The organism is Paeniglutamicibacter sp. ORCA_105, assembly GCF_045798545.1.
Taxonomy (GTDB): domain Bacteria; phylum Actinomycetota; class Actinomycetes; order Actinomycetales; family Micrococcaceae; genus Paeniglutamicibacter; species Paeniglutamicibacter sulfureus.
In genome coordinates, this window is the sequence record NZ_JBIXLM010000051.1 from 1 (window position 1) to 25,899 (window position 25,899).

Consider the following 25,899-nt stretch of genomic DNA (forward strand, 5'->3'; position numbering starts at 1 on the left):
CGGGGGGGGGGGGGGGCCCCCCCCCCCCCCCCCCCCCCCCCGGCACCCCATTTTTATGGAGCCCAAGGTCGCGCTGCCCCGGAAGGGGGGGGACTGCGGCTGTTGCCAGGAGTTGCGGCGTGGGAGCCGTTCGGGGTCGCGATGCTTGGGGGGGATACCCGTTGTGCATGTGGAGGGTGAACCGTCCGATGCCGGCAGTGGCTTGCACAGCCGGGAGTGAATTCGTGGACACTTTTTTGCCCGCCGTGGACGAAGGCATCGATGTTGCACACTTCCAGGTGCTCGGGCGCGACGCGCATTTCCAGGCCGACATCAAGATTTTCTCCTGGGTCGCGCAGTCTCAGCGGGAACTTCCCCTCGGTGGCATGGCTCGTTTCGACCATTGGCCGGGCAGGCATCGTCGCCTCCATGTGGGAACCCTGCATGAACGCTGTACATCAATGCTTAGCCCATTGTTTGGGCTAAACGCCCCTGACCGCAGGATTTGGTCAATAGAGTGCTAGGTGTAGTTGCGCGGAACTGCGGCTCTCCGAATATCGGCTCGTGTCCACATCAACCTTGAGGGCGCGAGTTGGGCATCGCTCTTTAGTCACGCAAATCGTGATTGATCAGCAAGTTTAATTACTCGTGGGTGGCGGCTCCGCACTTCTGCACATTCGGTCACAGGGCTCATGAATCCTGTGCCAAAGGACATTTAGAATTTCACTGACCATACGGCTAGTATGTGAATGCTTGGCAAATCTAGAAATTGGGGTTCCAATGAAAACGATGGGTATACGAGTGCTGGGGTCCGCCGAAACCATGCCGGAGCGAATTGTCACGACAGCCGAAGTAGCGGAATTGTGTGGTATTTCAACTGATGAAGCGATCCGGCGTACCGGAGTGAAGACCCGCCACTGGCTTGGCGACCACGAAGACCCGCTGGAGCAGGGGGTCTTGGCAGCAGAAAAGGCCATCCGGGCGGCCGGACTTCAAGTCTCCGATATTGATCTGGTGCTCAACGCCTCGGGTACTCCGATGCAGGCGATCCCGGACGGAGGCGCGCTGATTGCCGCTGAATTGGGTATGCAAGACCGATTCGCGTTTTCCGTGCATGCAACGTGTATCTCATTCCTTGTGGCGTTCAAGCAGGCTGCCTTCTATATCGATGCCGGACTGGCCGAGTTCATCCTTATTGTCTCCACGGAGGCAGGCAGCCGCGGGCTGAACTTCGCCCAACCCGAGAGTGCCATCTTGATTGGCGATGCGGCGGTTGCCGTGGTCGTGGGCAAACCGGCAAATCAGAGGCAGGGAATTGTAGCCGCTGGCTTCTCAACGGACACTGCGGGAATCCGTCACGCTGAAATACGCGGATTCGGAAGCCGCCTGAGGGTTGAAGAAGCCGTGCAGCGCACGGATGACTTCAAGTTCGACATGCAGGGATTAAGTCTGCTGCGCGGCGCGCTGAAACGGTTCACTCCATTCCTGGAAACAGTGCGTCCCGGACTGAGCACTAACTTTGGGGAAATCGATCGGATCATTCCACACCAGACAAGTAGGGCAGGTATGCAGATGATGTCGAAATACTGGGGTTGGGAGAAGATGGTTGTCACGCTGGGCGAGGTTGGCAACACGATCGCGGCCAGCATCCCGCTGGCGATGCATCGCGCAGAGGTCCAGCCCGGGGAAACGGCGCTGATGATCGGTACCGGTGCCGGTACCCACTATGGGGCGCTGATCGTCCAATGGTAGAAGGCACTTCCTATATCTCACTGGACGGCGTAGGCCGGACCTTCGGCGCGGGTGAAGCTCAGGTGATCGCGCTGAGAAACGTGCAGCTAGAAATTGCGCGGGGTCAGTTCACCGTGATTTTGGGTCCCTCGGGCTCCGGCAAGAGCACGCTGCTGAACCTGCTCGGCGGCATGGATCGCCCCAGCTCTGGATCAATCAGCGTTGGCGGCGCAGGGCTCGAATCTTTCGCGGAGCGAGAACTGACCAGGTACCGCCGCGAGCAGGTCGGCTTTGTCTTCCAGTTCTACAACTTGATTCCAAACTTGACCGCGGTGGAAAACGTTGCCTTGGCGGCCGCGCTGGTCATGCCGCGCAGCGAAGCGGCACGAGTAGCCGAGGAATTGCTCCAGACTGTCGGACTGGGGCATCGCCTGAACCAGTTTCCCCGCCATCTCTCGGGCGGAGAGATGCAGCGGGTGGCCATCGCGCGGGCGCTGGCGAAGCGTCCGGCCCTGTTGTTGTGTGACGAACCCAGCGGGGCATTGGACACCAAGACCGGAACCCAGGTGCTGGCCCAACTTCAACGCACGGCCCGGGAAACGCAAACCGCCGTAGTAGTGGTGACCCACGACCACACGCTGGCCGGTGCCGCGGACCGGCTGATCAGCCTGCGCGATGGACAGATCATCGAAAACCGGCGCAATGAATACCCCGAAACCATTGGAGCGAGTGAAGTAGTTTCATGATTCTCTTTGGACGCAAGCTTGGACGGGACCTCGGTCAGCACTGGTCCCAGTTCATATCCGTTGCGCTGATGGCGGCGCTGAGCGTGCTGATCTTCTCGGGAATGGAAGGTGGATGGCGGGGGATTCAAACCCAGCTCGATTCCTACGCCACGCAACAAGGCTTGCCCGACGCCTGGGTGACCGGGATTGGGCTTACCGAGGCGGATGTCCGTGAATTCGAGCTGTTGGATGGAGTTGAGGCGGCCGCCCGGATCATCACGATCCCGGTGACCCGCACCGATTCGGGGGCGGAACAGGATCTGCGGCTGTCGACCCACGATGACACAGAGATCAACGAGCCACTGGTCGTTGCCGGTGCCGCGGTGTCGGATGACGCTGGGGTGTGGCTCGATGAATCCTATGCCAAAGCCAACGGGGTTGACGTCGGTGAATCGATCACCGTCGCCCGTGGTGGGGCCGAAACCACGCTGGACGTCAACGGGCTGATCCTGCAACCCGATAAGATCGCGTACACCGGGACTGGCCTGTTGGCGCCGGAGCCGGGCTCCTACGGGTATGGCATTGTCAGCGGGAATACCGCTGCCGCCATTTCTGGGGCGCAGTCCGGTGAACAGAGCATAGTCACGTTGGGGGACCCGCAGGCGGTTCGTACCGCGGCACCGGAGATCTTGGGTGAACGTTATGTGGCGTTCATGGAGCGCAGCAGCCACCCACATGTGGCTACCGCCTATGAACGGGTCACCCAGATCCAGAGCCTGTCCTACCTTTTCTCCTCGTTGTTCCTGTTGGTCGCGTTGCTTTCGATCTTCACCTCGATTCGCAGGTTGACCGATATCCAACGCGGTGAGGTCGCCACCTTGAAAGCACTCGGGCACACCAACCGACTCATTGGCCTCTATTTCACGGTGGTGGGCATCGTTGCCGTCATGGCCGGATGCCTTGTCGGACTCGCATTGACGCCGCTGCTCTCGCGCTACGTGCTGGGCACCCAGCGGGGCAGCTTCAGCCTGCCCGAGTGGACACCGGCCTACACCCTGGCCAGTACGTTGCTTCCGGTGCTTCTGGTTTTTGTCTGTATTTTTGCCTCCTGGTCCGCCACCCGGCCCATGCGGCGAACCAGTCCGGCCGAGGGGATGCGCCCCGATGTGGGTCGTGCCCGCCGTTCCGTCTTGGAACGACTGCAGTCCTTCTGGCAGCGGTTATCGTATGGAAACCGCTGGGCGATACGTGATGCCTCGGGCAACAGGGTTCGGGTCGTCATGGGCATCGTGGCCACCACCGGTTGCATGATGCTTCTGGTCACCGGGTTCGGCATGCCCGACACGCTGAATCGCCAGATCGAACAAACCTATTCCAAGCAGTACCTGTACGACAGCCGGCTGGGTGTTTCCCCGCTGGCCACCGCCCAGCAGCGCGAACTCATTGAGGCCGAGGCCGGCACCGGGCAGTGGGTGCAACAAGGAGCCGTGCGGCTCGCCCAGGACGAGGAGCTCGACCAGACCCTTACCGTTCTGGGCGAGGGAGCGATGTTCCGGCTGCTGGACGAGCAAGCACAGAGGTTGGACGCTACAGAAGGGGCGGCGATCACCGACGGGCTCAGCAACCAGCTGGGAATCGGCGTTGGCCAGGAAATTACCTTGATCACCGCAGACGGTGCACGCTACCGGCAGACCGTCTCGGAGGTCACCAGCATTTCCGAGCCCCAGGGCATCCTGCTTTCCAAACAAGCGTGGGAGAACATGGGAGGCTCTTTCGAGCCGACCAGCTACCTGACCCAGCACCCTGTTGGGCAGAAGATCCTGGACCTGCCCGGTGTCACCGGCCTGCTCGCGAAGGCGGAGCAGCGTGAGAATGCCCAATCGCTGGTGGACTCGCTGAGCAGCGTCTTCAACTTGATCAAGGTCTTCGCGATCATCCTGGCCGTGGTGGTGCTCTACAACCTGGGTGCGCTGAGCTTCACCGAACGCATTCGCGATTACGCGACACTGCGCGTGCTGGGTTTTCATCATGGGGAGCTGCGGTCGCTGGCCAGCCGTGAAAACATCATCACAACGCTGATCGGCTGGTTGGCCGGCATTCCTGCCGGTTGGTGGTTCCTCAGCCAATATGTGGGTGTTTTCAGTACCGACCGGGCCGGCTACCTGCCCAGCATTTCCACACTTAGCCTGCTCATTGCCTCGTTCATCACGATCTTCTTCGCGCTCACGGCGACGATGCTGCTGACCCGGCGGATCAAGGGCATCGACATGACCAGCGCCTTGAAGGGCGTCGAATGAAACCAGCAGCATGCAGACGCGCGCCGAAGGCGGAGTGGCCGCTGGATGGCGCGCCTCTGGGCTGGCTAAGGCGCTTGGATACCCGGCAGCAGCAAGTCCCACATTTGCTGGATTCGGTCGGTCAAGTCCGCGCGCTGGGTTAGCTGATGCGAGATTTCCTGGGCTCCGTAGAACCCGGCCACGATCTGCCAAGCCACGGCCTGCGCATCGAGCTCGTCGCGCACTTCGCCGAGTTCCTGTGCCTGTCGAACCTGGAATTCCACGGTCTGGACCCAAGGTAGGAACGGCGTGGGCAGTTCGACACCAATCACGTCGGCCTCCCGCATCAGCCGCAATGGCGCCCGGACGCCTGGATCGTCCCGGTAGGCTTGCGCGACTCTGTTGGAAAACCAGCGCAGAGCCTCCATCCCGCGCAACCCTTGGTTGGCCACTCCTTCCAACAGGGCTTCCCAAGCCGAGAAATACGTGTCGACAATGGCGCGGGCCAAATCTGCCTTGGACGGGAAATGGAAGTAGACGGTGCCCTTGGTCATTTCCAGACGCGCGGCGATTTCGCTTAACGACACCGAGGCATAGCCGCGCTGGTCAAATTCCTCGGCAGCGATCCTGAGGATGTTCTCGCGGGTGCGAATACGCTGCCTCTCACGCATAGTCTGTTGCATTGCACGCCCTTAGCGACCGGCTGACAAGTATCTCAATACGATATCAGTCCAGGCTTTTTGAACCTGGACCATCAGTTTGGTCGAGAACTCTCGGGGGGCCTGTTCGAGGGTCGGCGCCGACAGGTCCTGGACCAGGGTGCGTTGGACGCCTTGTGCGGCGCGGACCTGGGCGAGTTCGGGCCGCTGATGGATGCGTTCGCTGGTGTGGGCGAAAAAGGCTGTCCGAGTGGGAAGAATCGGTCTCCGCGGTGAGTTCTGCTGTCAGTTCGTCGGCACCGTTGGCTCAAAGAATTGAAGTAGCGCAACTTATTGGTCTGAGTCGGCGACATCGGTGGCCCGGAGCGCCACCGCTCCCAGTGGAGAACTCCGGGACAGGTGCCCCGCAAGAGGGCGTACAGGAAAAGCGGGGCGGTTGCCCGGGTTTCCGTCTGATCCGCGTTGTTTGCGTCTTGCAGGGCCATCAACTCGCCCGACGTGGCAGAATTGCCGCATGGACCCGAACCAAAAACTCGTTGAAGCGGCCATCGAACAACTATTGACCAGGTGGCCGGGGGCACGGGATTCGGTTGCAGCAGCGGCCGTCGTGCTGGAGGACGGGCAAATCCTGACCAGCGTCAGTTTCGACAACTTCAATGCTGCGGCAACATTGTGCGCCGAAACCGGGGCCGTGGCGCAGGCCTACACGCTGGGAAAGAGAGTTGTGGCTTCGGCCTGCGTCACGGGCGGAACCGAAGAAGGAACCTACCAGGTGCTGGCGCCGTGCGGCATCTGCCAGGAGCGGCTTGCCGTGTGGGGACCCGAGGTCCTGGCCGCGGTTCCGGGTTCGGCAGGTGGCGCCGAGTGGGAAATGCGCTCGTTGCGTGAATTGAATCCGTACTACTGGGCCACGTCCTTTACCGCGCAGGGCCAGTGGCCCTCGACGGCCGAACACGGCGAATAAGTCTGTTGCCTCGGTCCCCGCAGGCGGCGCGGCGGCGCTCCTCGGGGTCACCAGAGTTCGCGCTCAACCGCCGCCGAGCGGATCTTTGAGAGCATCGTGCTGAATTGATCCTGCTCGTCTGCCGATAGCGAGTCGAAGAGCGTTTCCCGCACGAATGACACGTGCCCCGGAGCGGCGCTGCGGATGGTGTCCCAGCCGGCGTCGGTCATCTTGATGTCCTGGCCGCGGCCATCGCTGCTCGAAGCGCACCGCTCAATCAGGCCCTTGGCCTCCATGCGGCGCAGTAGGTGCGACACCCGTGAGCGATCCCATTCCAGGGCCGATGCCAGGTCGCCGGGACGCAAGGCCTCGGGAGCTGCCTGCGATACGGCGGCAAGGACGGAGTACTCGCCGCTGGACATGGTTGAATCGCGGGCCAGCTGGCGATCCATGGCCCGGGGGTAGCCCCAGAGGAATTCGCGGAACTCCAGCCATAGCTGTTGTTCGTCTTCGTTGAGCCAACGGGGCTCGGGCATGGTGTGCCTCACACTTCGGAAAAATTAGTTGACACGTCAATCGTCTCGCGGCAGGATGGAAATATCAAGTTTTAGTTGATGTGTCAGCAAGCAGCCGACGCGTCTCGCCCAGTCCAAGGAGATCAAACATGACCAAGATTGCCATCGTCACCGGTTCAACCCGTCCGGGCCGCAACAACGCCGGCGTTGCTCAGTGGGTACTGGAACAGGCTCAGCTGCGAGGCGACGCCGACTACGAGCTCGTCGACATCGCGGATTTCAACCTGGCGCTCCTGGATGAAGCCTACCCGGCTGCGTACCAGAACTACCAGAACGATGCCACCAAGGCCTGGGCCGCAAAGATCGCCGAATTCGATGGCTACGTCTTCGTCACTCCCGAATACAACCACTCGGTTGCCCCTGCCCTGGCCAACGCGCTGTCCTACCTGAACGCCGAGTTCGCCAACAAGGCCGCCGGCATCGTCTCCTACGGCTCCGCCTTCGGCGTGCGCGCCGTTGAGCACCTGCGCGGCATCCTGTCCGAGCTTCAGGTTGCCCACGTGCAGAAGACCGGCATGTTCTCGCTCTTCACCGACTTCGAGAACTTCTCGGTGTTCAAGCCGACCGAGCAGCAGGCCGCCTCGCTGGCTCCGGTCCTCGACCAGCTGGTGCCGTGGACCGTTGCGCTGAAGTCGGTGCGCGACTCCGCCTTGGTCTCCGCCTAAGGCCTGAGTACCTAAACCTCGAATGGCGGGTCCCGCGCACCATGGGGGGCGGGACCCGGCCTTCGATCCTCCTTCCGGACCCAATCCTTGCCGCAGGTGCTGACAAGCACGCGTGCGCGGTCCGGCGGCAACATGGCCTGCCCGGGATCTTTCCCTCCCGGGCAGGCCACCTTCTTTTTTCCGAGATGGTGCATCAGGGCACCCGAAACTAGGGTTTGGTTATGAGCGAAGACAAGCACAGCACCGCCGGTGCGTATGTGACGGGCGCGGAATTCACGCGCGACACCAACTACATCCAGGACCGGGTCGTTGCCGATCCCGACGCGGTGCGCGCCTCCGGCGGAGCCACCGAGGGCAGTATTGGCAATGTGCACGCCGGTGTGGCCGAAGGTGCTGACCTGTGGCCCGTGGAGGCCGGGCGCTACCGCCTGGTGGCCGCACGTGCCTGTCCCTGGGCCAACCGCGCCATCATCGTCCGTCGCCTGCTGGGCCTCGAGGATGCGATCTCGCTGGGCACCCCCGGTCCGGTGCACGACGTGCGCTCCTGGACCTTCGACCTCGATGAGGGCGGGGTGGACCCGGTGCTGGGCACCGAGCGCATCCAGGAGAACTACTTCAAGCGCTTCGCCGACTACCCGCGCGGCATCACCGTGCCGGCCATCGTCGACGTGCCCAGCGGCGCCGTGGTGACCAACGACTACCCGCAGATCACCATGGACTTCTCCACCCAGTGGAAGGATTTCCACCGCGAAGGCGCCCCCGACCTGTTGCCGGAAGACAAGATCGAGGAGATGATGCCGGTCATCAAGCGCATCTTCACCGAGGTCAACAACGGGGTCTACCGCTGCGGTTTCGCCGGAAGCCAGGAAGCCTACGACGAGGCCTACGACCGCCTCTGGACCGCGATGGATTGGCTCGAGGAACGCCTGTCCACCCGCCGCTTCCTCATGGGGGACTCGATCACCGAGGCCGACGTGCGCCTCTTCACCACGCTGGTGCGCTTCGATGCGGTGTACCACGGGCACTTCAAGACCAACAGGAACAAGCTCACCGAGATGCCGAACCTCTGGGGCTACGCCCGCGAGCTCTTCCAGCTGCCCGGATTCGGCGACACCGTCGACTTCGACCAGATCAAGAAGCACTACTACGTGGTCCACGAGGACATCAACCCGACGCAGATCGTTCCGGTCGGCCCCGACCTGGAAAACTGGCTCGAGCCGCACGGCCGCGAGGCGCTCGGCGGAAACCCCTGGGGCACCGGCACCGCCCCGGATCCGGTCCGCGAATCCGAGAAGGTCACGGCCGGGCACAACCCCCTCTACCCGCTGGACTGATCGCGCACCGCGTCGCCACGTTCGCCAAAGACCCCGCCCGATCCTCCGGGCGGGGTCTTTGGCGTATCCAGGGGCCGGAGAATCCGTTGGACCGGACTCTGGCAGTGCCACGGATGCCGGGGCTAGCGTGGACACATGGAGAGAAGCCTTGAGGGAAAGATCGCGCTGGTTGCCGGGGCGACCCGCGGCGCAGGCCGCGGGACCGCCATTGCCCTGGGCGAGGCGGGGGCCACGGTGTATTGCACGGGCCGCAGCACCCGTGCGGCGCGCAGCGAATACGACCGCCCCGAAACGATCGAGGAGACCGCGGAACTGGTCACCGCGGCTGGAGGCGTTGGCATCGCGGTGGCGGTGGACCACTTGGACTCCCACGCGGTGGCGGCCCTGGTGGCACGCATCGATGCCGAGCAGGGCCGGCTGGACGTGCTGGTCAACGACATCTGGGGCGGGGAGAAGCTCATCGGCTGGAACCAGCCCGTCTGGGAGCACGACCTTGGCGCGGGGCTGCGGATGCTGGAACTCGGCGTGAAGACCCACCTCATCACCGCCCACCATGCGCTGGGGCTGCTGGTGCGAAACCCCGGAGGGCTGGTGATCGAGGTGACCGACGGGACCGCCGCCTACAACCGCAACAACTACCGGCTCTCCACCTTCTACGACCTGGCCAAGAATGCCGCGCTGCGCATGGCGTTCACGCTGGCGCACGAGCTGAAGCCCCGCAAGTGCACCGCGGTGGCCCTGAGCCCGGGCTGGCTGCGCTCGGAGATGATGCTCGAGGCCTTTGGCGTCACCGAATCGAATTGGCGATCGGCCACGGGTGCTGACGGGCACTTCGCCGCAATCAGCGAATCCCCGCGTTTTGTGGGCCGTGCCGTTGCGGCGCTGGCCGCGGATCCCGACGTCTTTGCGCGCAGCGGAGGATCGTTCTCTTCCGGCGGGCTGGCCCGCGAATACGGTTTCACCGACGTGGACGGCTCGGCACCGGATTGCTGGCGGTACATGGTCGAGGTCCAGGACCCCGGGTTGCCCGCGGACGCCTCCGGCTATCGGTGAGCGAGGGGCGCCCCGGCATAAAGCGCGCGGCCAGAGTCGCTGCCGATAGCCAGGCGTCGTTCAGCGGTGCGCGAGAACGATGAGTTCGCCGGCGCCCCGGCCGACGGGTTCACCGCCCCAGCCGCCCAGCACGGCATCGACTTGCAACCCGGCGGCGAGCAGGTCCCCACGCAGCCGCCACTCGCTGCGGAAGGAGAGCACCGCGTCCTCAAGCTCACGGGAGCCGTCGGCAAAAAGCCGGTGCTCGGTGATCTTCACCAGTCCGGACTCATGCGGTGCCGAATCGAGCCACAGGTGCAATTTGGTGCCATCCGGAAGCGTGAACTGGTTTCGCGTGCAGGCCGGCGTCCAGCGTTCCCAGGCCTTCGCCCGGGGGTCGCGGGAGTCGAAGACCAGCCTGCCGCCGGGGACCAGCACGCGCCGGATGTCGGCCAGCGTCCGCCTCCATTGGTCCTCGTCGATGATGGCCTGGGCCACGTGCGCGGTCATCAGCACGGTATCGAAGGCGGCGTCGGGCCCGAGCGCGGTGGAGGTGCCCTCGACCCACGTCACCGCGTCGACGCCGGGTTTGGCCCGCGCCGCGGCCAACGAGCCGGGGTGCGGATCGATGCCCGTCACCTCGTGCCCGGCTCCGGCCAGAGCAAGGGTCAGCCGTCCGGTGCCGCAACCCAGGTCGAGCACGCGGCTTGCGGGTCGTTCGTTGACAAAGGTGAGGAAGAAATCGTCGTCGGCAGCCCAGCGGTTTTCCGCATCATAGAGATCGGCCCGCTGGGTTGCGCTCAGCAAGGAGCCCATGGGTATGAGCCTATGCCCGCCGTCGGGGTTGCGCGGGCCCGAACACGCCGCATCCGGCAGACGGACGCGGCGTGGCAAGGCAGCGGCCCCGCCCATCGGGAACGCCGTGGAATGATGTGCTTCATGGAGATTTCCACGAAGCGCCTGGTCCTGCGGGAATTCGGCCAGGGCGACCTGGATGCGGTCCACGCCTTCGCCGCGGATCCGGCAGTGTGCGCCTTTGTCGAATGGGGCCCGAACACCATCGAAGAGACGACCGCGTTCCTGCGCCAATGCGGGGCCGAACAGCTGCTGGAGCCGCGGGAAACCATTACCCTGGCGGTGACGCGCGATTCCACGCCGATCGGCTCGATAGCGTTGATGTGTGCGGAATCCGACCTGACCCGGGGCCCGGGAGAGGCCGAAATCGGCTACGTGCTGCGGGCCGATGCCTGGGGGAACGGCTATGCGGCGGAAGCGGCTGCGGCCATGCTGGAGCTGGCATGGAACGTCTTGGGGATTTCCCGCGTGTTGGCCACCTGCCGGCCGGAGAATGCCGGTTCGGTGCGGGTGTTGGAGAAGGTTGGCATGCAGCGTGTCGACTACCTGCCGGGACACAAGCGGATCGACGGTGTGGACCGCGATTCGCTGCTTTTCGCGATGCGGGCCCCGCTGCGCTCACACCACGCCTGAGCCTGGCCTCCCCGGGCGCGGTGCGTGGCCGGACCGACGGCCGGACTGGAGGCTGCGTTGGCCCGGAACCCGAGGCCAACGTGTGACCACCACGACGGCACTAAAAGCCGTTGCCCGACTCGTCTGTGATGTGCGAGCGCGCGGGGTCTGCCTCGGCCCGATTCCCGCCCGCGAGCCACCAGCGCAGAGCTGCAGCTTCCGGGTGGAGGCGCCTGCCGCTGGAGAACCGACCCGCACGCGACGCCACCTACCTAAATCTTTACGGCAAATGGATAGACTATATGTCAGGTGCAGTAATCGCGCTGTATCCCAGGCGGGCATCGATCCATCCCGTGTCGGGATATTTCCACACCAGGGAAAACCCCGGCGCAAGTGTCTCCGAGTTTGCCGCAGAAGAAAAATGCTGCGCCATTCGACCCCGCAAACAACTCACGAAAGAATCCGCATGCTCGCATTCGCAGTGATCGGAGGCATTGGCCTCCTGCTTCTCATCGTGTCCATGACCCTGGGAGAGCTTGTCGATTTCTTCGACGGAATCATCTCCACCACTGCCGTCGGTGCGGCAGCCACGCTTTTCGGCGCCGCAGGTGCGATTGTGTTGCTCAACAACGGTCCACTCTTTCTGGCCTACAGTGCCGGAGCCCTGCTGGGAGTGATCGGCATCGTCGGCGTAGCGCTGCTTGCCCGAAAGATGGCTCGTATCTCCAACGTCCAGCCGCACGAAGTCATCGGACTTCTTGGCGTAGCCACCACAGACATCAACGACATCGTCGGGAAGGTTCAGCTGGACCACCCCGATGAGATCAATCAGCGCCTCGTATTTTCAAGCAGCCCCATCGAGAAGGGCACACCAATTGCCGTCGTGGCGATTGTTGGAGACCGCATCAGGGTCGCATCCACCTCTGAACTGAACGGATTTTAACCATGGGTTTTGCCGTAAATGGAACCGTCGTCGCCATTGTCGCGATCCTCGCCGTACTTGTTGCCCTCGTCTGGTATGCCACCACACGACTGGTCACTGTCGCACCCAACCAGGCAGTGATCCGTGCCGGCAAGGGCGCCAAGGGCCAGGTCCAGATCTTCACCAAGGGCATTGTGCTCTTCCTGCCGATCATCCACCAGAAGTTTGTGATGTCCCTGGAGCAGCGCCAGGTGGAACTTGCCGTGGAAGGTGTTGACAAGAACTTCATCACCACCTCGGTGACGGCCAGCCTGAACTTCAAGTTCGACGACTCGGTGGAGGGCATGAGCAAGGCCGTCCAGCGTTTCCTCACGCACTCCAAGGAAGACCTGAACGCCTCGGTGACCAAGTCGGCCGAAGGCGTGCTGCGCGGCATCGTTTCGGCCATGTCGGTGGAAGACGCCAACAACAACCGCAAGGAATTCCAGGACCAGTCCCTGGAATCGGCGGTCACCCAGTTCGCCGAGCAGGGCATCCAGATCGACGCCTTCAACATCTCGTCGGTCAGCACCCCCTCGCGCACGGTGATCGGTCCGGACAACAAGCCGACGACCATCGACTACCTGGAGGAAGTCGGAAAGCCGGGCCTCGAACGGGCCAAGCGCGAAGCGCGCATCGCCACGTCAAAGGCCTTCCAGGAATCCGAAGCGGCCCGCATTGCGCAGGAGGGCGAAACAGCAGCCCTCGAGCGGGACCTGGCCATCAGGAAGGCCGAATTCAAGGCCGAACGGGACCGCGCCGAAGCAATCGCAGAGGCCGCCAAGGGGATCGCCACCGCGGAGCAGGATGTGACTGTCGCCGAGCTGGAGCGCAAAGCCCTGGCCGAGAAGGCCTTGGTGGAGCAGGAGCGCCTGGACATCGAGGTGCACAAGCCGGCCGACGCCCAGGCCTATAAGATGCGTACCGACGCAGAAGCCAAGCGCGACGCGGACGTCTTCAGCGCCACCGCGCGCGCCAACTCGAAGACCATTGAGGCGGAAGGCTCCAAGAAGGCGTCCATCGCCGACGCCGAGGCACGCGCCGCGGCAAAGACGGTTGAAGCCGAGGCCTCCAAGAACGCCGAGGTGTTCCAGGCCCAGGGCGAGGCCTCGGCCATCGAGCTAAAGGCCCGGGCGGAAGCCGACGCCGTGCGCGTGCGCGGCGAAGCCGAAGGTGCTTCCATCGCCGCCATTGGTGAGGCAACCGCCAAGGCCGAAGATGCGAAGGCCGTGGCCCTGACCGGCCACACGCAGGCTTCACTGGCGTTCCTGGCGATCAGCGCGTTGCCGGAAATCGTCAAGGCCAGCTCGGATGCCGTGTCCGGCATCGACAACTACACGGTGATCAGTTCGGACGGTGCTTCGGACGCGGTCAAGCAGGCGAACCGCATTGTCACCGAGGGGCTTGCCATGATCAAGGGCAGCACCGAGATCGATATCGCCGGAATGCTCTCCGGGCTCCTGGGCGGCGCGGGGTCAACCCCGGACCAGGCGTCGGCACCGGCGGTGGCCTTGGATGATTCCGTAGCCGAGCGGAACTAACCCACACACTGAAGCACCCCGTTCAAGAGGACGGGGTGCTTCAGTGTGTGGCGATGCCGCCCGCATACGCTTCGGGTGAGGCGAAGACGGTGCGGGCGTCCGCCGACGGCCCCGGCGGTCTAGTTGGAGAGGTAGCCGTTGGGGTTCAGGACGTACTTGGTGGCGGCGCCGGCATCGAACTCGGCGTAGCCGCGCGGTGCATCGGCGAGGGAGATCGCCTGGGCGTTGACGGCCTTGGCGATGTGGATCCGATCGTGCAGGATCGCCATCATCAGCTGCCGGTTGTACTTCATCACCGGGCATTGGCCCATGGCGAGGGACAGGGACTTGGCCCAGCCGGTGCCCAGGGACAGGGAGAGGCTTCCCTTCTTCGCCGCCTCGTCCACCGCTCCGGGGTCGCCGGTGACGTAGAGCCCGGGGATGCCCAGGGAGCCGCCGGCGACGGTGAGGTCCATGAGCGAGTTCAGCACCGTCGCCGGCGCCTCCTGCGCCCCGGACCCGTGTCCGTGGCCGCGGGCCTCGAAGCCCACGGCGTCGATGCCGCAATCCACCTCGCGCACCCCGAGCAGCTGTTCGATCTGGTCGGCAGGGTCACCGGCGCCGACGTTGATACCCTCGCAGCCGAAGGAGCGGGCCTGGGCCAGACGGTCCTCGTTCATGTCGCCCACGATGACCACCGCGGCTCCCAGCAGCTGGGCGGACGCGGCGGCGGCGAGCCCGACGGGCCCGGCGCCGGCGACGTAGACGGTGGAGCCGACGGTGACCCCGGCGGTGACCGCGCCGTGGAAGCCGGTGGGCAGGATGTCGGAGAGCATGGTCAGGTCCATGATCTTCTCCAGCGCCTGGTCCCGGTCCGGGAACTTGAGCAGGTTCCAGTCGGCGTAGGGGACCAGCACGTATTCTGCCTGGCCGCCGACCCAGCCGCCCATGTCGACGTAGCCGTAGGCGGAGCCGGGCCGGTCGGGGTTCACGTTCAGGCAGATTCCGGTCTTGGCCTCCTTGCAGTTGCGGCAGCGTCCGCAGGAGATGTTGAAGGGGACCGAGACGATGTCGCCGACCTTGATGAATTCGACGTCCGGGCCGGTCTCGATGACCTCGCCGGTGATTTCGTGTCCGAGGACCAGTCCTGCGGGGGCAGTGGTGCGGCCGCGGACCATGTGCTGGTCGGAGCCGCAGATGTTGGTGGCCACGGTGCGCAGGATGACCCCGTGCGGGACCTTGCGGCCCACGTTGGCGGCGTTCACCCCGGGTCCGGCCTGCAGTTCAAAGGTGGGATACGGGGTGTCGATGACCTCGACGACACCGGGCGACTTGTAGGCGACGGCCTTGTTTTCAGACATGGGCAGCAATACCTTCCGCAGTTTTCGCGTGGCGGACGGGACCCTGACGACCCGGCGACGGACGGAATGCCCCCGTGCCGGGGGATCCCCGGAGCGGGCGGCTGCACTTCGGTCGTCGCCGGCGGTGGTGCATGGTGCCGCGGTGCCCGGGCCCATCCTTGTCGCCCCAGCCTACGACGTCGTGCCTGACATGGCCATAGTCGCGTCGACGCCCGCCGAAGCGGGCCGATGTGAAAGCGTCGGTAGGCTCGTGGCAGGATTGAAACCATGACGATCACCGCAGCCGCAGACGGATCAGCCCTCGGAAACCCAGGACCGGCAGGATGGGCCTGGTACATCGACGACGAGCACTGGCGTGCCGGCGGGTGGGCCCACGGGACCAACAACATGGGCGAGCTCATGGCCGTGCTCGACCTCTTCCGCTCCACCGCGCACCGCGCCGAGGAGGACCTGCACATCCTGTGCGACTCCCAGTACGTGATCAATTCCGTGACCAAGTGGATGCCGGGGTGGAAGAAGAAGGGCTGGAAGAAGTCCGACGGCAAGCCGGTGTTGAACCTGGATTTGCTCAAGGAAATCGACGAGGCCATCAAGGGCCGCAAGTACACCTTCGAGTGGGTCAAGGGGCATGCAGGCCACGAGCTCAACGAGGCCGCTGACGTACGGGCGCGCGACGCGGCGACCGCCTACCAGGCGGGTCGTGAACCCAATGCCGGACCCGGGCTGGAGGGGGCACCGGGCGCCGGGGAAAATGCTGGCCTCGCTGAGGCCGTGTCATCCGAAGCACCCGGTGTGCTGGTTCTGGAGGACCTTGGCGCCGTGCCGACACCTGTGGCGACGCCGGACAGCTTGACTGCCGCGGAACCCGCAGAGTCTGCGCCCGTGGCCCCGGTGCCCGAACCGTCCGCCCCGCGAGCCACCGACCCCTCGGAACGCAGCGCCGCGGACCTGCAGATGGTCTTCGAGCTGGAAAGCGAGATGCTTTCTCCGGCGGTGCGCGGGGACCTGGACGAGGTCATGGCGTTCCTGCACCCGGAGTTCCAGGAGATCAGCCGGGACGGCTCGCTCACCGACCGCTCCACCATTATCGCCGCGCTCACCGGCGGCCATGCGCTGCCGGCCGGCGGTGCCCTTCAGGTGCTTGCCGCCACTCCGTGGGGCCAGAACAAGGTGCAGCTGGCGTACCGTCTGTTGGCAGGGGACCAAGTGATCCTCTGCTCGTCCTTCTGGCAGCAGGTCGATGACCGCTGGCTGCTGCGCTACCGGCAGGAAACCCCGGCCAACTGAGCACACCATTGTCACGGTCCGCAACGGGAAACCTCCCGGGAATGGGTAATGTGGTGCGGGTGACTACGCAGACGAACACGATCAACGTCATTGACCAGCGCTTCGCCCCGGTGGCGGACCTGCTGGGCTCCTTCGCCGCCGCCGACCCGGGTTATTCCGCGCAATTGGCCATCTACCAGGCCGGAAACCTGGTGCTTGATGCCAGCGTGGGGCAGGACTGCACGCGCGAGACGATGACCGGGGTGTTCTCTTGCTCCAAGGGGGCAGGTGCGTTGGTCATCTCGCTGCTGGTGCAGCAGGGGCTGTTGGACCTGGAAGCCCCCGTGGCCGTGTACTGGCCGGAGTTTGCTGCGGCAGGCAAGGCGGGCATCACCGTGGCCCAGCTGCTGAGCCACCAGGCAGGCCTGCCAGGCGTTGAAGGCGGCTTCACCCAGGAGGAACTGGTTGATTCCCGGCTGGCAGCCGGCATCATGGCCGCCGCCGCACCGCTGTGGAACGCACCCGGGATCCATTCCTACCATGCGCTGACCATGGGCGTCTTCATGGAGGAACTTGCCCGCCGCTGCGCGCAGGAGTCCCTGCAGGACATCTTCGAACGCCGCATTCGTGCCCCGCACGACATTGACTTCTACCTGGGGCTGCCCGAGGACCTGGAACCGCGCTTCCGCCCGGTGCTCAAGGACAGCGCCTACGAGCCGCTGCCGTTCATCGACCCGTACTCCCCGTTTGGGCTGGCGGTGAACTCGACCGGCGGCTTCGACGGACCCAAGGGGCCGAGCTTCGACATCATCGATGTGCCGAACGAACGAACCATCCGCGAGGCCGGCCTGGCCGCCCTCGGCGGGGTGGGCAACGCCCGCGGCCTGGCCAGGCTCTACGCCGCGGCCACCACCGGGTTCGTGGACGAATCCGGGGACGAGCACGCCCCGTTCCTCACCGCCGAGACCATAGCCGCGGTGAGCCAGGACCGGGTGTACGGGCTGTCCCGGGCCAACGGGATGCCCGGGGCCTTTGCCATCGGGTTCATGAAGGCGCACCCGAACAACGACTTCGGTTCCGCCAGGGCCTTCGGGCACGACGGGGCGAACGCGTCGCTGGGCTATGCGGACCCGGCCTACGGGCTGGCGTTGGGCTACGTCCCGGCGCGCGCGGAGGCCAACGGCACCGGCTCGCGCGGCGGGCAACTCAGTGTGTTGGCGCGCCAAGTGCTGCTCGCCTCCTAGATGATCCCGGAGGATGCCTCGTTCACGTCGTGGCTGCCGCTGATTTCATCAAGCCACGGGATCTGCGCCGGATCGGCCGGCTGCCGGGTGGCCACGAAATGAAACCGGACCTCTTCCTCACGGGTTTCCGTGGCCGAACGGCCGTCTTCCGGTATGCCGGCAACGGGAATGGCTTGCACGAAGCCGTCTGGTTGGGAAATCGGGCGGGCTGACTGCCCCCTGTTGGTGGTGTGGGGTGCCTGATGGTGTTGCCTGGTCTTCATGCCTTCCACCGTGCCCCTTCAAGCTAGGCGCACGCTGTGCCCGGGCTCGGCGCAACCCCGTGAAGCGAGGACACGCGGCACGGGCCGAAGACGGTCGGCGCGTGCCGCTAGGCTGAAGCCGTGGAATTCTCTAAACGATTTGTGGCATTGGGCGACTCCTTCACCGAGGGCATGGGAGATGTCGATCCGCTGCGACCCCACCAGGTGCGCGGTTGGGCCGACCGCGTGGCCGAACAGCTCTGTGCCGACGCGCAGTGGGGGTATGCGAATCTGGCCATCCGCGGCAAGAAGGTCGGCCAGGTCGTCGCCGAGCAGCTGCCTGCCGCGCTCGCACTCAAGCCCACGCTTGTCACCTTGTACATGGGCGGGAACGACATCCTGCGCCCGGCGGTGGACATCGACTCGCTGATGGTCAGCTACCGGGATGCGGTGGCGCAACTGGCCGCCACCGGTGCCGCGGTGGTGCTCTTCACCGGTTTTGATTCCAACGGTTCGGCCATCTTCGAAACGACCCGCGGCCGTACCGCCATCTACAACGAGGCCGTCCGCGAGATCGCCGACGAATTCGGTGCCGTGATTGCCGACTACTGGCGTTGGCGTGAATTCCGGGACTGGCGCTACTGGTCCACCGACCGCTTGCACATGAACACCGCCGGACACACGCTGATGGCCGCGAAGGTGCTCGGCGTGCTGGAACACGAGGCCCACATCGAGGTGCCCGAGCTCTCGGCACCGACTGCCAAGTCCCGCATCGAAAGGCTGCGCGAGGATGCTGTCTGGGCAAGGGAATACCTGGCCCCGTGGGTCAAGCGCCGGCTCACCGGGACTTCCTCGGGCGATTCGCTGCGCCCCCGCTACCCCGACTTGGTCTCCCTGGAGGCGCCGTCAGCGCCGTAGGACCTGCCCGTCCCGCCGAATGCGAGGACCCGCCGCTGGCCAATGCGGCGGACTGGTGCTTTGCTGGTGTCCATGGACCAGCAGGAGATGCAGCATGAGGGCGAACCCCACGACCAGGGCCTGGCCGAAAGGCTGAATTGGCTGCGGGCCGGGGTTCTCGGCGCCAATGACGGAATCGTCTCGGTGGCAGCGGTCGTGGTCGGCGTCGCCGGTGCCACCACGGCCACGGGTCCGGTGGTGGTGGCCGGTGCCGCCGCGGCGATCGGCGGCGCCATATCCATGGCGCTGGGAGAATACGTCTCGGTGTCCAGCTCGGCGGACTCGCAGAAGGCGCTCATTGAAAAGGAGCGCCGGGAACTGGCCGAGATGCCCGAGGAAGAACTGGTTGAACTCGCCGGTCTCTACGAGGCCAAGGGGCTGAGCCCCGCAACGGCACAGCAGGTTGCCAGGGAACTGACCGAGCACGACGTGCTCAAGGCACACCTCGATGTCGAGCTGCAGCTGGACGAGGACGAGGTGCTCAACCCGTGGAATGCCGCAATCGCCTCGGCCATCGCGTTCACGGTGGGTGCGGCATTGCCCTTCGCCACGGCGGTGTTCCTGCCCGTGGGCCTGAGGATTCCGGTGACGTTTGCGGCAGTGCTGCTGGCGCTTGCGGTGACCGGGGCGACGGGTGCACGGCTGGGCGGGGCCTCGGTGCTGCGGCCCACCCTGCGGGTGCTGATCGGAGGGGCCGCGGCGCTCGCCGTCACGTTCGCCATCGGTTCGTGGCTAGGCGTCTCGGGAATCGTCTAGGCCCGAACACCTCCCACCGAGGCAACGCACGAGGGGACGGAACCGCCGGTGGCGGTTCCGTCCCCTCGAATGTCCCGGATTGGGCAGGCGGGGGTCTTAGCCCACGACCGTCAGCGCGGTTCCCCAGTTGAAGTCGGGCAGCGCCGGATTGACCTGCATGGCCATGATCAGCAGCTGGAAGCCCTCGAGCTCACGGGCGTGGTGCAGGCCGCCGACCTCCAACGGGCGCATGCCGGCGGCGGTGACGAACGCCGCGACCTCGCCGCGGGCGGATTCCTCGCCGGCAACGAAGACATCAAGCGGCTTGCCGTCGGCGGAGCCGGAAGTCAGCGGACCTGCGAAGGTGGTGTTGAAGGCCTTCACGACGGTGGCGGAGGTCAAGGCGGAGATTTCCTGGGCGGCCGAGCTTCCTGCTGCGGTGGTCAGCGAGTCAAAGGTTGCGAAGTCCACCGGGTTGGTGATGTCGACCAGGATCTTGGAGTCCAGTGCCGAACCCTGGGCCGCGACGTATTCCTTGGCGGCGTCGAAGGGCAGGGCCAGGACGACGATGCGGCCAGCCGGGACTTCGGCGGTGCTCCCGCTGGTGATTCCGGTACCGAGGTCGGCGGCAAAGGTGGCTGCGGTCTCGGTGGAGCGGGCCAGGACCTGCAGGCTCTTGCCGGCGGCGATCGAACGGGTGGCCAGCGCGCGGCCCATGTTGCCGGTGCCGATGATGGTGATGTCGATGTTCATGTCGTTCTTCTTTCCAAAGAGTCGAGCGAGGAAGTTCTTCATGTGATCCTCAAATCCTGTTTGTTGAACCTTCAAGTAATACGATAGACCCCAATTGGTTGAAGTGTCAAGTATTATAGGATGAACCGGTTGAAAATTCTCTAAGTGCCTCCAGGATCGTGACCCGCTGGGCCAGGGGTCGCCCGGGGTGCAATGTGTGCCCTCGCGCCGGGAGCGGCCCGCTTAAAAGGCGTGCTGCTTCATCCTGGCATGCCCGTGTTGTCTGGCTCACGCATCGCCGGTAGGATGGTGATCGTGCCTCGAAGGGGGCGCAGCCACTGACATGCGGCGGGAGAGTCCCGTTCAACGTAAGTTGGTCGGGCGCCGTAGGAGCAATTCCTCCCCGGGAAACTCTCAGGCCCCCGTACCGCCGCGAAGAGGCAACTCTGGAAAGTAGCAACACCGCCGTTCGGCGGTGCGGCTCACCGAAGGTGCAAGCGTGCCCCGCCCTCACGGACCGGCGCAACGCGGAAACTCTCAGGTCAAGCAACAGGGTCGGGGAGGAACTTTGCAGCTCGTTCGGTGTGTACGCACGCCGATGACCCAATGGAGTTCCCCATGACCGTGACCCCGTCCGCTGAGTTCGTCGCCCGCCATATTGGCCCGCAGGGCAGCGACATCGACACCATGCTTGCCCAGCTTGGTTATTCTTCCATCGACGAAATCGTCGACACCGCCGTTCCCGCCGACATCCGCCAGAGTGAACCCCTGGACCTGCCGGCTCCACGCACCGAAGCAGAGGTCCTTTCGGACCTGCGCGTGCTGGCAAACAAGAACGTCATGAAGACCCAGATGATCGGCCAGGGTTTCTCCGACACCTTCACGCCGCCGGTGATCCTGCGCAATGTGCTCGAAGACCCGGCCTGGTACACGGCCTACACCCCGTACCAGCCGGAAATCTCCCAGGGTCGCCTCGAGGCGCTCATCAACTTCCAGACCATGGTCATGGACCTGACCGCGATGCCGATCGCCAACGCCTCGATGCTTGACGAAGCCTCCGCCGTCGCCGAGTCCGTGCTGCTGATGCGCCGTGGCAACAAGGCAAAGGGCACCGCCAAGACCGTGCTCGATGCCAACCTCTTCCCGCAGACCATCGCCGTGGTTCAGGGCCGCGCCGAAGCCCTGGGCTTCGAGGTCGAGATCGCGGACCTGTCCAAGGGCCTGCCCGAGGGTGACATCTCCGGCATCGTGCTGCAGCAGCCGGGCAACAACGGCGCCGTGGTTGACCACACCGCCGTCATCGCCGCCGCCAAGGAGCGCGGCGCGATGGTCACCATCGCCGCCGACATCCTGGCACTGACCATGATCCCCGCCCCGGGTGAGCAGGGTGCCGACATCGCCGTGGGCAACACCCAGCGCTTCGGCGTCCCGCTGTTCTTCGGTGGCCCGCACGCCGCATACCTGGCAGTGCGCACCGGCCTGGAACGCCAGCTGCCCGGCCGCCTGGTCGGCGTGTCCAAGGACGACGCCGGGTTCCCGGCCTACCGCCTGGCACTGCAGACCCGCGAGCAGCACATCCGCCGCGAGAAGGCCACCTCCAACATCTGCACCGCCCAGGCGCTGCTGGCCATCACGGCCTCGATGTACGCGGTCTACCACGGCCCCGCTGGCCTCAAGCGCATTGCCCAGCGCGTCCACAACCACGCCCGCACCATCGCCACCGTGCTCTCCGGTGCCGGACTGGAACTGGTTGCCGACTCCTTCTTCGACACCGTGCAGGTGAAGGTCGCCGACTCGGCCGCCATCATCGCCAAGGCCGAGGAAGCGGGCATCAACCTGCGCCGCGTGGATGCCACCACCGTGGGCATCTCCACCGACGAAGCCACCACTTCGGCACACGTTGCGGCCATCGCCGGTGTCTTCGGCGTCACGGGTGAGGACTTCAAGGCAGAGGGCTTCGAGCTGGCGGCATCGTTGCAGCGCACCAGCGACTACCTGAGCCACCCGATCTTCAACACCATCAAGTCCGAAACCCAGATGCTGCGCTACCTGCGCAAGCTCTCGGACCGCGACCTGGCCCTGGACCGCACCATGATCCCGCTGGGATCATGCACCATGAAGCTGAACTCCACCGCCGAAATGGAATCCATTTCCTGGCCGGAATTCGCCTCCATCCACCCGTACGCCCCGGCACACCAGACCGAGGGCTGGCGCGAGCTGATCACCGACCTCGAAGGCCGCCTGACCACCATCACCGGCTACGCGGGCGTCTCGATCCAGCCCAACGCCGGTTCGCAGGGCGAATACGCGGGCCTGCTGGCCATCCGCGGCTACCACCTGTCCAACGGCGATGACCAGCGCACCGTCTGCCTGATCCCGGCCTCCGCGCACGGCACCAACGCCGCCTCCGCGGTGCTGGCCGGCATGAAGGTCATTGTGGTGAAGACCGCAGCCAACGGCACCATCGACGCAGCCGACCTGGACGCGAAGATCGAAGCCAACAAGGACACCCTTGCTGCCATCATGATCACCTACCCGTCCACGCACGGCGTCTACGACGCCGACGTGCGCGAGGTCTGCGACAAGGTCCACGCGGCCGGCGGCCAGGTCTACATCGACGGCGCCAACATGAACGCCCTGGTCGGCCTCGCCCAGCCGGGCAAGTTCGGCGGCGACGTGTCGCACCTGAACCTGCACAAGACCTTCTGCATCCCGCACGGCGGCGGCGGACCGGGCGTGGGCCCGATCGGCGTTGCCGAGCACCTGATCCCGTTCCTGCCGGGCGACCCGTCGGACACCTACTCGATGCGCGACGGCATCCCGGTGGTTGCCACCATGTTCGGCTCCGCCGGCGTGCTGCCGATCTCCTGGGCCTACATCGCGATGATGGGCGGCGAAGGCCTGACCGACGCCACCAAGATCGCGATCCTCTCGGCGAACTACATCGCGTCCCGCCTCAACGAGTACTTCCCGATCCTGTTCACCGGCAACAAGGGCCTGGTCGCACACGAGTGCATCCTGGACCTGCGCGAGCTGACCAACAAGACCGGCGTCACCGCCGAGGACGTTGCCAAGCGCCTGATTGACTTCGGCTTCCACGCCCCGACCCTGTCCTTCCCGGTCGCCGGCACCCTGATGGTGGAGCCGACCGAGTCCGAGGACCTGGTCGAGATCGAACGCTTCATCGAGGCCATGATCGCGATCCACGCCGAGATGCAGCAGGTGCTCGCCGACGACTTCTCCCTCGAGGAATCCCCGCTGCGCAACGCCCCGCACACCGTGGCCGCCGTGGTCAACACCGCTTGGAACCGCAAGTACACCGTTGAGCAGGCAGCCTTCCCGGTGCATGCCCTGCGCATGGACAAGTACTTCCCGGCCGTGGGACGCATCGACGGAGCAGGTGGCGACCGCAACCTGATCTGCTCCTGCCCCCCGCCGGAAGCCTTCGAAAACTAATTCCGACACTCATTTTTGAGCCTCACGAAAGGTAGCTTGATGAGCGACCCGAAGAAAACCTCCCTGCATGCACAGCATGCGGACCTAGGCGCATCCTTCACCGACTTCGGTGGCTGGGACATGCCGTTGAAGTATGGTTCGGAATTGGCCGAGCACAATGCGGTGCGCGCCACCGCTGGCCTGTTTGACCTCTCCCACATGGGCGAGGTCTGGGTCGAGGGACCCGACGCCGCAACGTACCTGAACACCGCGCTGGCCGGCAACATGGCAGTGATGAAGGTCGGCAAGGCCAAGTACTCGGTGATCTGCAACGAAGCAGGCGGAATCATCGATGACCTGATCACCTACCGTCGCGGGGAAGAAAAGTTCCTCGTGGTGCCCAACGCGGGCAACGCCCCGGTGGTTGCCGCTGCCCTGGCCGAGCGCGCCAAGGGCTTCGACGTGGTAGTCACCGACGCGTCCGCCGAGACCTCGCTGGTCGCCGTGCAGGGCCCGAATGCCGTGGCCATCCTGCACGAACTGGTCGACGAGGCAGCCAAGTCAGTGGTCTCGGACATGAGCTACTACGCTGCCGACGAGGTCACCGTTGCCGGCATCGACGTGCTGCTGGCACGCACCGGCTACACCGGTGAAGACGGCTTCGAGCTGTACGTGCCGAACGCACAGGCAGCCGAACTCTGGGACGCATTGATGGCCGCCGGCACCGACCACGGGCTGATCCCCGCGGGTCTGGCCTGCCGCGACTCACTGCGCCTGGAAGCCGGCATGCCGCTGTACGGCAACGAGCTTTCCCTTGAGGGCAACCCGTTCGAGGCCAACCTTGGCCCGATCGTTTCCTTCAAGAAGGAAGAGGACTTCGTGGGCCGCAAGGCACTGGAGGCCATCAAGGCCGAAGGCGCCAAGAAGGTCCTGGTGGGCCTGAAGGGCCTGGGACGTCGCGCCGGTCGCGGAGGCTACCCGGTGTCCGTGGACGGCGTGCAGGTCGGCGCCGTCACCTCGGGCCAGCCGTCGCCGACCCTGGGCTACCCGGTGGCCCTGGCCTACGTGGCCCCGGAGTTCGCCGAGGTCGGCACGAAGGTCGATGTTGACCTGCGTGGCAAGCCCGAGGCATTCGAAGTCGTCACACTGCCGTTCTACACCCGAGCCAAGTAACGTTGTCGGTGGCGGGCGCGACGAGCCCCGCCACCGATCAACCGGCTTAACTTCTTTACCCACATTCTTTGAGAGGAAACACCCCCCATGAGCAAGGTTCTCGCATCCCTTCGTTACTCGGCCGAGCACGAATGGGTCGACTCCGCGACCCCGACCAAGGTCGGCATCACCCAGGTTGCCGCGGACGCACTGGGCGACGTCGTATATGTTGACCTGCCCGAGGTCGGCGACAACGTCACCGCCGGCGAGACCTGCGGCGAGGTCGAGTCGACCAAGTCCGTCTCCGACCTGTACGCACCGGTCACCGGCACCATCGTCGAGGTCAACCAGGAAGCCATCGACAACCCGGCCATCCTGAACGAGGACCCGTACGGCGCCGGCTGGCTGTTCACCGTCGAGGTCACCGAGGAGGGCCCGCTGCTCTCGGCAGCAGACTACGCCTCCGCAAACGGCGGCGACGTAGCGTGACCGCAGTGTTCGAATCCCTTGCCCCTGCGTCGCTGACGCAGGATATCGGGACCCTGGATCCGGAGATCGCGGAGCGGATCGATGCCGAGCTGGCGCGCCAGCAGCGTGGCCTGGAGATGATTGCCTCGGAGAACCACACGGCCCTGGCCGTGATGCAGGCGCAGGGTTCGGTGTTGACTAACAAGTACGCCGAGGGCTACCCGGGCAAGCGCTACTACGGCGGTTGCGAGGAGGTCGACGTCGTGGAGACCCTGGCCCTGGATCGCGTCAAGGCGCTCTTCGGTGCCGAGTTCGCCAACGTGCAGCCGCACTCCGGCGCGCAGGCCAACGCCTCGGTGATGCACGCGCTGATCCGCCCGGGCGACACCATCATGGGCCTGAACCTGGCCCACGGCGGGCACCTGACCCACGGCATGAAG

General features: G+C 65.0%; 23 protein-coding genes, 1 pseudogene and 1 riboswitch. Of the genes and pseudogenes, 18 read left to right on the forward strand and 6 right to left on the reverse strand.

From position 1 onward, the window contains the following. The first annotated feature begins 732 nt into the window (after positions 1–732). From ACIPUB_RS18100 to ACIPUB_RS18110, 3 genes are all read left to right on the forward strand, one after another. Positions 733–1,731 carry a 3-oxoacyl-ACP synthase III family protein gene (locus tag ACIPUB_RS18100; RefSeq protein ID WP_407608652.1) on the forward strand — a complete coding sequence of 333 codons (999 nt, stop codon included), beginning with the start codon at positions 733–735 and terminating at the stop codon, positions 1,729–1,731. An 80-nt stretch (positions 1,732–1,811) separates the two neighbouring features. Beyond that, positions 1,812–2,456 (forward strand): ABC transporter ATP-binding protein, encoded by a 645-nt coding sequence (locus ACIPUB_RS18105; RefSeq protein WP_407608653.1) that lies wholly within the window; start codon positions 1,812–1,814, stop codon positions 2,454–2,456. Next, positions 2,453–4,732, forward strand: a complete 2,280-nt coding sequence (locus ACIPUB_RS18110) for an ABC transporter permease (protein WP_407608654.1) — start codon at positions 2,453–2,455, stop codon at positions 4,730–4,732. Before ACIPUB_RS18105 ends, ACIPUB_RS18110 begins: the two co-directional genes overlap by 4 nt. Before the next feature lie 65 nt (positions 4,733–4,797). Here ACIPUB_RS18110 and ACIPUB_RS18115 read toward each other — a convergent pair whose 3' ends face one another. Further along, the gene (locus ACIPUB_RS18115; protein ID WP_407608655.1) at positions 4,798–5,382 is read right to left on the reverse strand and encodes a ScbR family autoregulator-binding transcription factor; all 585 of its coding nucleotides are present in this window, start codon (positions 5,380–5,382) and stop codon (positions 4,798–4,800) included. A 502-nt stretch (positions 5,383–5,884) separates the two neighbouring features. On the opposite strand from ACIPUB_RS18115, the gene ACIPUB_RS18120 reads away from it, so the two are divergent. Continuing rightward, positions 5,885–6,334, forward strand: a complete 450-nt coding sequence (locus tag ACIPUB_RS18120) for a cytidine deaminase (RefSeq protein WP_407608656.1) — start codon at positions 5,885–5,887, stop codon at positions 6,332–6,334. Between the two features lie 47 nt (positions 6,335–6,381). On the opposite strand, the gene ACIPUB_RS18125 is transcribed toward ACIPUB_RS18120, so the two are convergent. Beyond that, complete coding sequence (locus ACIPUB_RS18125) at positions 6,382–6,849, reverse strand: MarR family winged helix-turn-helix transcriptional regulator (RefSeq protein ID WP_407608657.1); 468 nt, start codon at positions 6,847–6,849, stop codon at positions 6,382–6,384. Positions 6,850–6,977: 128 nt separating this feature from the next. Here ACIPUB_RS18125 and ACIPUB_RS18130 point away from each other — a divergent pair, with 128 nt between their 5' ends. From ACIPUB_RS18130 to ACIPUB_RS18140, 3 genes are all read left to right on the forward strand, one after another. Further along, positions 6,978–7,553: an NADPH-dependent FMN reductase gene (locus ACIPUB_RS18130; RefSeq protein WP_407608658.1), complete on the forward strand. Its 576-nt coding sequence runs from the start codon at positions 6,978–6,980 to the stop codon at positions 7,551–7,553. Between the two features lie 221 nt (positions 7,554–7,774). Then, on the forward strand, positions 7,775–8,887 hold the full coding sequence (locus ACIPUB_RS18135) for a glutathione S-transferase family protein (protein WP_407608659.1): 1,113 nt from the start codon (positions 7,775–7,777) through the stop codon (positions 8,885–8,887). A 135-nt stretch (positions 8,888–9,022) separates the two neighbouring features. Beyond that, positions 9,023–9,940, forward strand: a complete 918-nt coding sequence (locus ACIPUB_RS18140) for an SDR family oxidoreductase (protein WP_407608660.1) — start codon at positions 9,023–9,025, stop codon at positions 9,938–9,940. A gap of 60 nt (positions 9,941–10,000) precedes the next feature. On the opposite strand, the gene ACIPUB_RS18145 is transcribed toward ACIPUB_RS18140, so the two are convergent. Then, positions 10,001–10,735, reverse strand: a complete 735-nt coding sequence (locus ACIPUB_RS18145; RefSeq protein WP_407608661.1) for a class I SAM-dependent methyltransferase — start codon at positions 10,733–10,735, stop codon at positions 10,001–10,003. A 123-nt stretch (positions 10,736–10,858) separates the two neighbouring features. Between ACIPUB_RS18145 and ACIPUB_RS18150 the strand changes: the two genes are divergently transcribed. The 3 genes from ACIPUB_RS18150 (at position 10,859) to ACIPUB_RS18160 (ending at position 13,888) form a co-directional block, all read left to right on the forward strand. Beyond that, complete coding sequence (locus ACIPUB_RS18150) at positions 10,859–11,407, forward strand: GNAT family N-acetyltransferase (protein ID WP_407608662.1); 549 nt, start codon at positions 10,859–10,861, stop codon at positions 11,405–11,407. Between the two features lie 445 nt (positions 11,408–11,852). Beyond that, positions 11,853–12,329 carry a hypothetical protein gene (locus tag ACIPUB_RS18155; RefSeq protein ID WP_407608663.1) on the forward strand — a complete coding sequence of 159 codons (477 nt, stop codon included), beginning with the start codon at positions 11,853–11,855 and terminating at the stop codon, positions 12,327–12,329. 2 nt (positions 12,330–12,331) lie between these two features. Next, the gene (locus tag ACIPUB_RS18160) at positions 12,332–13,888 is read left to right on the forward strand and encodes an SPFH domain-containing protein (protein WP_407608664.1); all 1,557 of its coding nucleotides are present in this window, start codon (positions 12,332–12,334) and stop codon (positions 13,886–13,888) included. A 119-nt stretch (positions 13,889–14,007) separates the two neighbouring features. On the opposite strand, the gene fdhA is transcribed toward ACIPUB_RS18160, so the two are convergent. Then, positions 14,008–15,228: a formaldehyde dehydrogenase, glutathione-independent gene (fdhA, locus tag ACIPUB_RS18165; protein WP_407608665.1), complete on the reverse strand. Its 1,221-nt coding sequence runs from the start codon at positions 15,226–15,228 to the stop codon at positions 14,008–14,010. Between the two features lie 267 nt (positions 15,229–15,495). Here fdhA and ACIPUB_RS18170 point away from each other — a divergent pair, with 267 nt between their 5' ends. After that, the gene (locus ACIPUB_RS18170) at positions 15,496–16,515 is read left to right on the forward strand and encodes an RNase H family protein (RefSeq protein WP_407608666.1); all 1,020 of its coding nucleotides are present in this window, start codon (positions 15,496–15,498) and stop codon (positions 16,513–16,515) included. Between the two features lie 59 nt (positions 16,516–16,574). Continuing rightward, positions 16,575–17,738, forward strand: coding sequence for a serine hydrolase domain-containing protein (locus ACIPUB_RS18175; protein WP_407608667.1), 1,164 nt, complete (start codon positions 16,575–16,577; stop codon positions 17,736–17,738). Here ACIPUB_RS18175 and ACIPUB_RS18180 read toward each other — a convergent pair. After that, positions 17,735–18,001 (reverse strand): hypothetical protein, encoded by a 267-nt coding sequence (locus tag ACIPUB_RS18180; RefSeq protein ID WP_407608668.1) that lies wholly within the window; start codon positions 17,999–18,001, stop codon positions 17,735–17,737. The two genes, ACIPUB_RS18175 and ACIPUB_RS18180, sit on opposite strands and share 4 nt — an antisense overlap. 120 nt (positions 18,002–18,121) lie before the next feature. Here ACIPUB_RS18180 and ACIPUB_RS18185 point away from each other — a divergent pair, with 120 nt between their 5' ends. Continuing rightward, positions 18,122–18,898, forward strand: a complete 777-nt coding sequence (locus ACIPUB_RS18185) for an SGNH/GDSL hydrolase family protein (RefSeq protein WP_407608669.1) — start codon at positions 18,122–18,124, stop codon at positions 18,896–18,898. A gap of 72 nt (positions 18,899–18,970) precedes the next feature. Then, entirely contained in the window at positions 18,971–19,693 is a 723-nt protein-coding gene (locus tag ACIPUB_RS18190) for a VIT family protein (protein WP_407608670.1), read from the forward strand. A 96-nt stretch (positions 19,694–19,789) separates the two neighbouring features. Here ACIPUB_RS18190 and ACIPUB_RS18195 read toward each other — a convergent pair whose 3' ends face one another. Next, positions 19,790–20,467: an NADPH-dependent F420 reductase gene (locus tag ACIPUB_RS18195; RefSeq protein ID WP_407608671.1), complete on the reverse strand. Its 678-nt coding sequence runs from the start codon at positions 20,465–20,467 to the stop codon at positions 19,790–19,792. A 276-nt stretch (positions 20,468–20,743) separates the two neighbouring features. Further along, positions 20,744–20,844, forward strand: a riboswitch (glycine riboswitch). Between the two features lie 178 nt (positions 20,845–21,022). Here ACIPUB_RS18195 and gcvP point away from each other — a divergent pair. The 4 genes and pseudogenes from gcvP to ACIPUB_RS18215 all read left to right on the forward strand — a co-directional run. Further along, positions 21,023–23,860, forward strand: coding sequence for an aminomethyl-transferring glycine dehydrogenase (gene gcvP, locus ACIPUB_RS18200; RefSeq protein WP_407608672.1), 2,838 nt, complete (start codon positions 21,023–21,025; stop codon positions 23,858–23,860). 39 nt (positions 23,861–23,899) lie between these two features. Beyond that, on the forward strand, positions 23,900–25,012 hold the full coding sequence (gene gcvT / locus ACIPUB_RS18205; RefSeq protein ID WP_407608673.1) for a glycine cleavage system aminomethyltransferase GcvT: 1,113 nt from the start codon (positions 23,900–23,902) through the stop codon (positions 25,010–25,012). 87 nt (positions 25,013–25,099) lie between these two features. Then, positions 25,100–25,480, forward strand: a complete 381-nt coding sequence (gcvH, locus tag ACIPUB_RS18210; protein WP_407608674.1) for a glycine cleavage system protein GcvH — start codon at positions 25,100–25,102, stop codon at positions 25,478–25,480. Further along, positions 25,477–25,899 (forward strand): annotated as a pseudogene (locus tag ACIPUB_RS18215) (serine hydroxymethyltransferase); the annotation flags it as partial. The gene gcvH and the pseudogene ACIPUB_RS18215, both read left to right, overlap by 4 nt.